Annotated in this window: 6 protein-coding genes and 1 pseudogene; all 7 read right to left on the bottom strand. The window is 55.8% G+C overall.

Features of this window, described 5'->3' with window-relative positions; all coding sequences use genetic code 11:
- Positions 1-726 precede the first annotated feature (726 nt).
- A complete protein-coding gene (locus B5F33_RS07220; RefSeq protein ID WP_158095336.1) occupies positions 727-1,311 on the bottom strand; it encodes a GNAT family N-acetyltransferase in 585 nt (194 codons plus the stop codon).
- Positions 1,312-1,461: 150 nt separating this feature from the next.
- Entirely contained in the window at positions 1,462-4,551 is a 3,090-nt protein-coding gene (locus B5F33_RS07215) for a hypothetical protein (protein WP_087411133.1), read from the bottom strand.
- A 195-nt stretch (positions 4,552-4,746) separates the two neighbouring features.
- Positions 4,747-5,205 carry a hypothetical protein gene (locus B5F33_RS11115; RefSeq protein ID WP_343215924.1) on the bottom strand — a complete coding sequence of 153 codons (459 nt, stop codon included), beginning with the start codon at positions 5,203-5,205 and terminating at the stop codon, positions 4,747-4,749.
- Between the two features lie 9 nt (positions 5,206-5,214).
- Positions 5,215-5,661, bottom strand: coding sequence for a sugar phosphate nucleotidyltransferase (locus B5F33_RS11110; protein WP_343215923.1), 447 nt, complete (start codon positions 5,659-5,661; stop codon positions 5,215-5,217).
- A gap of 169 nt (positions 5,662-5,830) precedes the next feature.
- Positions 5,831-6,799 (bottom strand): Coenzyme F420 hydrogenase/dehydrogenase, beta subunit C-terminal domain, encoded by a 969-nt coding sequence (locus tag B5F33_RS07205; RefSeq protein WP_239284924.1) that lies wholly within the window; start codon positions 6,797-6,799, stop codon positions 5,831-5,833.
- A gap of 45 nt (positions 6,800-6,844) precedes the next feature.
- A pseudogene (locus tag B5F33_RS11105) lies at positions 6,845-6,991 on the bottom strand (4Fe-4S dicluster domain-containing protein); the annotation flags it as partial.
- Positions 6,992-7,008: 17 nt separating this feature from the next.
- Complete coding sequence (locus B5F33_RS07200; protein ID WP_087411131.1) at positions 7,009-8,160, bottom strand: polysaccharide pyruvyl transferase family protein; 1,152 nt, start codon at positions 8,158-8,160, stop codon at positions 7,009-7,011.
- Positions 8,161-8,177 lie beyond the last annotated feature (17 nt).

Raw genomic sequence — 8,177 nt, 5'->3', positions numbered from 1 at the left:
GAATCCTACACCTGCGGGGACGCGTCCGGAAGGCCGCCCGCAAGGGCGCGCCCCCGTCGCGCTAGGTGCGGAAACGCCCTGATCGCTCAAAGCGTTTCGCTGAGGTTGAAAATCAACCGTCGTCTCAGCGCCATCTCAGCGGTTTGATTTCGTTTGATTTCCAGGTATAACGCTTCTCCATTCCTTAGAATGGCAAACAATTGTTCGATTAATGCAGTATAATCAAAGGCAACGAGCAGGCGGTGCCCTCCGCATCCAGCAAGGTAGATGGGAGGGATCGCATGGACAAGCTTACCGCCCTGCTGCTCTCTGCAGCGGTCTTATTGGCGTTCGTTGTCATCCTGGTCCTCGTGATCGGATAACACCGACGGGCGGAGCCGGCGCCATGTGAAAAGCCGTCTAGTGCAGCGAGATGGCCATTCGGCGCTGACGTCGCCCGTCACCAAACTCACAGGAGGGCTTAAGCCTTCTGCTCGCTACCGAGTATACCCTAAACGGCGCCCTTGCTCGCCCAGGGTTCCATCGGGGCGGCGGGGTGCTACGCCAACCGGCGCCGTGCCCCGCCCGCATGAATCCAGGTAACTCTATGATAGCAGTCGCCATCTCCTCACCGTTAATAGACTTTCGTCGATACTATGCCGGCAATAACCATCGGCGATAATGAGCCAGCGCACAATATCGACAAGCGAGATCCGCTTTATAAAGTGTGAGGGAAGGCTCTCCCTGCTAGCCCAACACCACTCCATCGCCAGCAGCGGGGAATTGTATCTTCTTCCCGTCCGCACGCTTCAGAAAGAGCGCGCGGGGCACCCCCTCGCTGTAATAGCTCTCCTTCACGAGCACGATGTCATAGCCGCCAAAAATGAAGTTCCGGACACTCGGGGTATTTCGCGGATCTGCCGTTGCCACAAAAATGTCGTATCCACGGCGCATCCCTTCCCTCTCGCCTAAATCCGCCATTTTGCGCTGCAAACCAAGGCCTCGGTACTCCGGCAGGACGGCGACCGAGTCCATGCACAGCACCCTTTTGAGCTCGTCTTCTCCGAGGCCGATGTCATACCCAAGATTCTCATTTGAATCCAGGCCGGGCATCTCGAAAATGTAGAATCCTACAACCTTTTCCCCGTCCTTTGCAAGGTAGGCGAAGGAGTTATTCTGCAGCTTCCACTCGACACGGCTCAAGCCGCTCACGACGTAGAAATCTTTGCACGACGCGGCCTCCTGCGCGATGAACATAAGCTCCGCTATGGTTTCTGCGTCCTTTAGAGAGGCCTTTTCGATATGGATGACGTCATCGGCACCCCTCTGCACGGTTTCCCCCAATCTATCCGGCCAAATCGTCGTCCAGCAACCAAGAGGATAACGTTTCCCCGCTGTTCGCAGCATGAGCGGGACCGCAGCAGCTGATTAAGTCGCGAAAACGCATCCTGTCCCCAACATACTGGCAGCGCGGCCATTCCGCTACTTCTTAGGACGGTAGTCCATCGCTTCACCAAACCGCTTCTGCTGCAGCTCTGCGGGGTCGGATATGCCCAGGATCTCGTCGATGTCGACGTCGTCGCCCCTAGCCAACAAGGAGGCAACAACGTACGCGGGGCGCGGATTCTTGGATAAAGGCCCTCGCCCCAAGCCTACCACCTTGAGCTCACAGTCCTCCACACCCATACGAAGCGACGGTTGCCGCTTCGCTCGCGTAGTGTTGACCTTATTTGCCAAGCCCATCGCCGCCGGCTCGTTGTTCCCCACGAGCTCGTTCATGGCAGCGAGGACATCGATGATAACCGCCTCAATCTTTGGAAGGTCGACGTGCTCCTTGCCTTTCCGCCTCTTCTTAATGCCCCAAGCATCCATAGCATTTTGCATCGCTTCGACAAGTTCACCATCGCGAGCGGGTCCTTGCTTCTCGCCACCGCTTTTTCCAACTTCCATCTTTCCGTCAATACCGCCCGGCTTGTCGAGCAGAATGCGCGCCCTCACGAGGAGGCACCTTGCCATGTAGTTCGAACCACCCTGTCCTCGGTCGATGATCCTATCCCTCAACCCATTAATAACATTTAGGGCCTGATTCCTTTTGCCGCTACGCCATAGGAGCAACGCCCAGTTCGCGGTGCTTTCCCAGTTTTCCGTTTGACCTTGGGACTTGCTTTCCTCGAATGCTCGCTCGTATACGCCAATAGCATTGTCGAACTGATCTCTCAGGTACTCAACGGAATCTTCCCCATCGGGCTTGATGTGGACTTCAGGAGGCAGGGACGCGCCGGGGCTCGTCAGGTCCTCTTCCATCGAATACCTGACCGCTCCATAGTTGTTAAGCACCCTGCTCTTGGTCTTTTTCGTAACCGTGGACCCATCCACCTCACACATCGCATACGCGACGTTCACCAACGGAACCGCCACATCATAGCGCTTGATTCGATAGGTCGAAATGGCGATGGCGTTGAAGCATGCGGCGAGCTCGTCACCGCATTTTCCGCGAGCGCATTTCTTCCACTCTTCTGGGGCAATACGCAACAGAGCGCGAATGGAATCAATCTCATTTGCAAGCGCCCCAAGATGGTACGTGATGTCCGAAACGTTGCGATACTGATCTGAAAGTACCGCTCCTTTCGCTCGATGCGCCCTGCTGAATGCCAGTGCAATCTCAGGGCACAGATTCTCGCAACCAGAAACGCCTACCTCCAAATCGTGCTGGTTGTCTATGAGCCACTGGAGCACGTTGATTGCCAGATCCAGATAGCAGAGCGCGTTCTTAGGTCCTGCAGCGCGGGCGTTGTCGCCTGCATCGATCATCAGGCGCACGAGGCCCAGCAGTTCTTCTACAAGCTTGCAAATCACTTGCTCACGGCCTTTATTTTGAAGCCGCTTTCTACCGCTGCAAGAATCAAGTCTCGCGATGAGATTGGGAATAGAATCCTCTATCTCATCATCCACGAGATATGTGCCCCTACCAATGGCATCAAGCGCGCGGTGGCACTTGCCCACCCTCAGCCGGATGGCCGTATCGAGCATCCTCCCCTTCACTTCACGGTCCTCGATATCCATGTTGCCCAATGCCCTCTCAAGGCGCCTGAGCATCTCATCCCAGGTGGCCTCCCTTGTCAGGGCGCGGAAGTAGGGCGCGATTACGGGATGGATTCGGTATAGCCCCTCGCCTCCGGGGACTTGCAAAACAAATGAGAACCCACGAATGTTGTCAATGAATTCCGACGAAACGGAAAGCGCCGTGAGAACGCTTACCGCACGGTTCACGCTCCATTCGGGTATCCAGGAGAGCTGAGCGAGCACCTGCCAGTCGCGACCGCCGTCGCGGGTCTTGAGCGCCCGTTCGAATCGCTCAGACAAATCACGGAGCAGCTCGTCTGGGCTCTTACCAGCAAACTTGCCCTTGCGCAGATGGGGAACCAAACGCTTGAGTGCTACCACCAAGCGTCCGACCCTCCCGGGCTCCGGCTTATCGCCGAGGCCCTCGAAACCGTCCCAGAGCCCGCTCGAGACGCCATCCGCATAGGCCGCGAGAACGCCGGGGAGGTCGGACGCGACCGCGAGAAGCGACCGATCATCCGCCGTCAACGGGCGCGAAAGCATTGTCTCGAACTCGCCCTCGCTGATTCCGTCGAGCGTTACCTCCTCATATTCATCTCCAAGAAGCCCGAGCTCCAGGGTGCGGCCTGAAAGAATGAAGAAGGCCCCGCTGCGCCGGATGAAGCGCTCGAGCCAGGGAACGCGACCGCTCCGGCCCTCGGAGACAACGAGTCTCTCGATACCGTCGATCGCAACTACAGCTTTCCTCCCAGCACCGTCTTGTTCGCACAAGCCCATGCCCATGTCAAAGGCGAGCGCCGCTTCGAGCCCCGCCTCGAGCGTCTCGATGCCCTGAGACCTGAACATCTCGTCGAAGTGGGCCTTGACCTTAAATGAAGGGTCATCCTTCAACCTCTTCCCGAGCTGCCCGCAGACAAGACTGATTACATCGTAGATATTAGTGAACTTGTCGAGAGCCTCCGACGCGTTGTTCAAACCTTCTACGACAATTCCGAGATAATCCCTCATATAGGGGTCCATCTGAACGACATTGGGCACGTTAGAAACGAACGCGTTCAGTCCGTTGATGAACACGCTGGCAACCACCGTGACCTCTCCGATGCGAGCCAGGGCACCGTTCCACGAATCCCAGACCGCTCCGTAGCGCTTCCTGAGAGCGCCGTTTTCGCATCTGTTGTATTCAACGAGGGCAGCACGGAGCACCGGCGTCCTGAAGCCCGCCTTCTGCAAAGAGAGCGCAAGCTCGAAAAGAAGGCACGCCTTAGCGTAGCGCGGGGTACCCGCATCGCAGGTGACGTAGGACCACGCTAGACTATCCTTATAGGATGACTCAACGAGCCCTTTGACATCGTTGAGGAGAAACGTGGTCTTGCCACTCATCCCCGAGCCGGTAATGACAACGACGTTTTTAGCCCCAGCGCCGGCCCCTTTCACGTAACCGCCGAGCATGCCGACGATGGCATCCAAAGCCTTCTCGCGGGGGATGGGTTGTTCTTTCGTTGTGCTCAATGTTCTCTCCCTTTGCGCTTGAACACTGCTAATTCTTAGGCGGAAACCGCAAGGCCCCATCGTCGGGCATATGGCGGCTCAGGCAACCTATCAGCCACTCGCCCTACTGCAGACAATCGAGCTACCAAAAATGACATTGGAGAACTCCTCCCAGAAAGGCTTTGCAAGCAAGCAGCGCGGGACAGTCCGAAGCCGTTACGACCGCTCGAGCCCCGCGATGTCGCCCATCGCCTCCACCGCGTCCGCGAAGGCGGCGGCGAGGCGGCCGTCGTGCGAGGCCATGACGGCGTTGGCGGCGATCCAGCCCGCGGGGGTGCCGGTGTCGAGGCTCTCGCGCGGGTCGACCACCACGACGTACATGCCCCCTCGCTCGAGCGAGCGGAGACGCGTTGGTGAGCTGGACCCGCCGCCCGCGCCGGGCTCCTGGCTGCCCAGCAACTCCATGACGAGCGGGCTCAGCAGGTAGCGGCCAACCATGAAGAGGCTCGTCGGCGCCTCGCCCACGGCCGGCTTCCCCGCCATGCCCGCGACGCGCCAGACCGCGCCGGGGACGTCGTCCGTCTGCGGGCACGCGCCCTCGACCGCGCCGACGCGCTCGCCCGCGATGACGCCGTAGCGGGAGACCTCCTCCGGCGCGCAAGGCGCGACGGGCACGACCGAGGCTCAGCCGTGCCCGCGCGAGACCTCGATGAGCCGCGGGAGGATGGAGCGGCCCGGCACCACGTAGTCGCCGAGGAGCACGAGGTAGCTCTCCCCCGCCACCGCGTCGGCCACGGCGCGCACCGCGTGGCCCAGGCCGCGCGGCTCGTACTGGTAGCGGAAGTCCACGGGCATGGCTCCTGCCTCGGCCACGGCCTCGGCGTAGGCCGTCTTGCCGCGCTCGCGCAGCAGCCCCTCGAGAGAGCGGTCAGGCTGGAAGTAGCTGAGGAGCTCGGGCTTGCCCGGCGAGGTCACGATGATGACCCCGTCGACCTCGGCCGGCGCGAGCGCCTCCTCGACCACATACTGGATCGCCGGCTTGTCGAGCACCGGCAGCATCTCCTTGGGCGTGCACTTCGTGGCGGACAGGAAGCGGGTCCCCAGGCCCGCCGCTGGGACGATGGCTTTCAAGAAGGATTCCTTTCTCACATTGGCTTTTCAAATTGCAGACGCACAAACACATCTTGAAGTTTGCCTTGAGTCACTGCGCCGTACATTGTCACGCTCAGCACATTTGAACTGCAGCGGCGCATAACTCGACCTTGATTTTGAAAAGACATCGTCGCTGGAGCATCAATCTCTATTCTGGATATTCCATCAACCTTTTACCAAGAAGCGGCAGTTTTGTTACGAAGCTATACAAACTGCGGTGCTTACGCACCAGCCGCCTGAATAATACGAAGACCGTTTTGCTGGGATATGCACCCAACAACGCCTTTGCTCCGCCCGACTTTGCATAAATGTGTTTAAATCGCTCGTAGTTCTCTGGTCTGGATGCTGGGGCCGTCAGCGAATGATTGTACGGAACCGCCTCGTCAAGAGTCCTCGGCTCCCAGCTAACGCACTTACTAACCTCCGCCCAAACAGAGGCTCCCTTTTCGGTGTTCACGGACACGAAATTGATACCGTCATCGACGTTAAGAGCGCCCTTATACCCCCAGAAATCTCCTAAGGTTATATCCCCATACCGCCTGATACCGGCATATTTGCATGAGTAGCAGCACTCACGAAAAATAGACCCCTCAACAAAACCGTTAAGCCAATAACTCGCTCTATAGGGCATTTCGAAAACACATGCCCCATCGGTTGTGAAGCCTCTAAAGCAATACCTATTTCCCTCTCGGAATGCGATAGACGAAACATCCTCCGCAGTTTCCAGTTTGATTCCTCCCTCAAAACAATCCTGTGAAGGAGCACCATGGCAAAGCAAATCGACAAGAATGAGGTTTTCGGGAATCTTGGACAGATATCCGACAAGTCCTGATACTTGGCAGGGAACCCCTATAAACAAGGTGAGCATACCACCAGCCAAGTCATCTCTTACCTGCCTGTACGAGTCATATATTCGGCTATGCACATACTTTGATCCTTGGAGTTTGGCCAGACCCTGAAGCGATGTCACGCGAATATGTTTTACTTCAAGATTGACTATGGCAGAGCCGTATACTACGCCCCCCGCGTTAATCACGTTCCGGGCAATCTCGGTGGCAATGCCACCAGAGGAGGAATGATTCCGCAACTGTTCGTTTGTACTGCCCGCAGCATACACGCTAATCGGCTCATTGCCAGATAAATCATGTAACGCAGGGCAAACCTGAAGGCACCTTCCGCAACGAAGACACCTCCCAGCATCGACTGAAGGAATCAACGATCCAACGGGCCCCGTCGGCGTCATCTCGATACAGTTTGTAGGGCAACTATTTACGCAAGCAGTACATGAATAGCATAGCTCCGGCCTCACGCATTCGGTCACCGTTTTCAAGAAAGAGCCTCCATCAAGAATTCAAAAGAATCCTTTCGCATGCGCAATAATGCCTCATCTGCACAGCGCCACTGTTCGGGATCAATTGGCTTGCTGAGTTCCCTTGCACCCCATCGATTAATCAGACCAACCGCCTTGAGAAACTCGAGAATTCGATTATTCTGTTCTGGACGACTGACATCCTTTTCAAGAACGATGAAGTCCGTATGGCAGAGCACCGAAATGACTGTCGCATGAAATGAGTCTGTAACAACATATTCGGACTCGTTTATGTAGCTTACAAACTTCCATGGATCAACGCTCCAATCCGCAAACTGCTCAAGTGGCTTATCCGCCGCAAAATCACTACCCGCGTTGATGACTGCGTGAATCGAAAGGCCCATTTTTTTAGCAGCTGTAAGAGCAACTTCACGATGGCTTCGATTGTTGCCAAGGAAATAGCTAAATAGGGAGGGTTCGAGATCAAGTGTTGGAGCATGACTCAAAAGGCCCTCTTTTCCAAGAAGAATCACGGGGTCAACAACGGTTTCTACGGGCTTACCAACAATCTCCTGCAATTGAGAACGACAGGCACTGTCTCGTATTGAAATAGCCTTGAAATCTGCCAAGGCCTCCCGGTAGATTATCTCATCTTCTTCCTTGATGGACTTGACGCTTAAGCTAGAACCATACGAGCACTTCTTGCCAGCCTCCACCCATCCCAATAGGTACGTTGGGTCAAGCGCTTCAGGATTCCAAATCTGATCGCTTCCCGAGATTACAAGATCGAAGCAGTCTGCAAGCGATTTTAATTCGGAACGTTCCTGAACATCATGATCAACTGCAAAAGTAAAGCTGCTATTAACGAACTTCTGAAATAGTGCATCCCGCTGTCTAAACAAGGACCTCTTTTGCATGGTGATAATCTTGTCACGCATTTGACCTATCTTATTGAAATACGTCTTAGTTGATAAAAGCTTTGACAGCCTATTCCTTTTCTGGCGGACAGGCTTGTGCGGCAATAGCTTACATGAGCAACTTTGATGCGTAGAACCCAATGCGATGCCCGATGCAGTTGGATGCTCAATAACCTCTTTAAGCGAAAACGCTTGTAACGCAGTCCCATAATTGTGGTTTTCATACCATGTCGCAAGTAATACCTGTTTCATTCAACAACCTTCTATTT

It is taken from the genome of Collinsella sp. An2 (assembly GCF_002160065.1).
Taxonomy (GTDB): domain Bacteria; phylum Actinomycetota; class Coriobacteriia; order Coriobacteriales; family Coriobacteriaceae; genus Limicola.
The sequence above is the reverse complement of the archived record's forward strand: the minus strand, read 5'-3'. Positions and strand labels throughout refer to the sequence as shown.